This is a genomic window from Streptomyces torulosus (genome assembly GCF_001419765.1).
GTDB classification, from domain to species: domain Bacteria; phylum Actinomycetota; class Actinomycetes; order Streptomycetales; family Streptomycetaceae; genus Streptomyces; species Streptomyces torulosus.
This window is the reverse complement of record NZ_LIRK01000120.1, coordinates 12,326-13,180: the sequence shown is the minus strand read 5'-3', so window position 1 is coordinate 13,180 and position 855 is coordinate 12,326. Positions and strand designations below refer to the sequence as shown.

At 70.3% G+C, this 855-nt stretch carries 1 protein-coding gene; it reads left to right on the top strand.

Going from position 1 to position 855, the window contains the following annotated elements:
- Window positions 1–816, top strand: an 816-nt coding sequence (gene argF / locus AOK23_RS09305) for an ornithine carbamoyltransferase (RefSeq protein WP_055712265.1), incomplete at its 5' end; no start/stop codon positions are given.
- Window positions 817–855: the final 39 nt, after the last annotated feature.

Sequence of the window (855 nt, the reverse complement as noted above, 5' to 3'; positions counted from 1 at the left end):
TGCGCGTTCGAGGTCGCCGCGGCCGACCAGGGCGCCTCGACCACCTACCTCGACCCCTCCGGCTCGCAGATGGGACACAAGGAGTCCGTCCGGGACACCGCCCGGGTGCTCGGCCGGATGTTCGACGCGATCGAGTACCGCGGGGACAGCCAGGCCAACGTCGAGGAGCTCGCCGCGTACGCCGGCGTGCCCGTCTACAACGGCCTCACCGACGACTGGCACCCCACGCAGATGCTCGCCGACGTGATGACCATGACCGAGCACAGCGACAAGCCGCTGACCGGCATCGCCTTCGCCTACCTCGGGGACGCCCGCTTCAACATGGGCAACTCCTACCTGGTCACCGGCGCACTGCTCGGCATGGACGTCCGTATCGTCGCCCCCCGCTCCTACTGGCCCGCCGAGGAGATCGTCGCCCACGCCCGCAAGCTCGCCGAGATCAGCGGGGCGCGGATCACGCTCACCGAGCAGGTCGAGGAGGGAGTGCGCGGCGCGGACTTCGTGGCCACGGACGTCTGGGTGTCGATGGGCGAGCCGAAGTCCGTCTGGGACGAGCGGATCGCCGCGCTCTCCCCGTACGCGGTGACCATGGACGTGCTGCGCGCCACCGGCAACCCCGACGTCAAGTTCCTCCACTGCCTGCCGGCCTTCCACGACCTGGGCACGAAGGTCGGCCGGGAGATCCACGAGAGCCACGGCCTGGACTCGCTGGAGGTGACCGACGAGGTCTTCGAGTCCGAGCACTCGGTCGTCTTCGACGAGGCGGAGAACCGACTCCACACGATCAAGGCGGTTCTGGTGGCGACCCTGGCCTGAGCGGGCCCTGTCGGCGGGCGCGGCCCGGTCGGCGCCGAC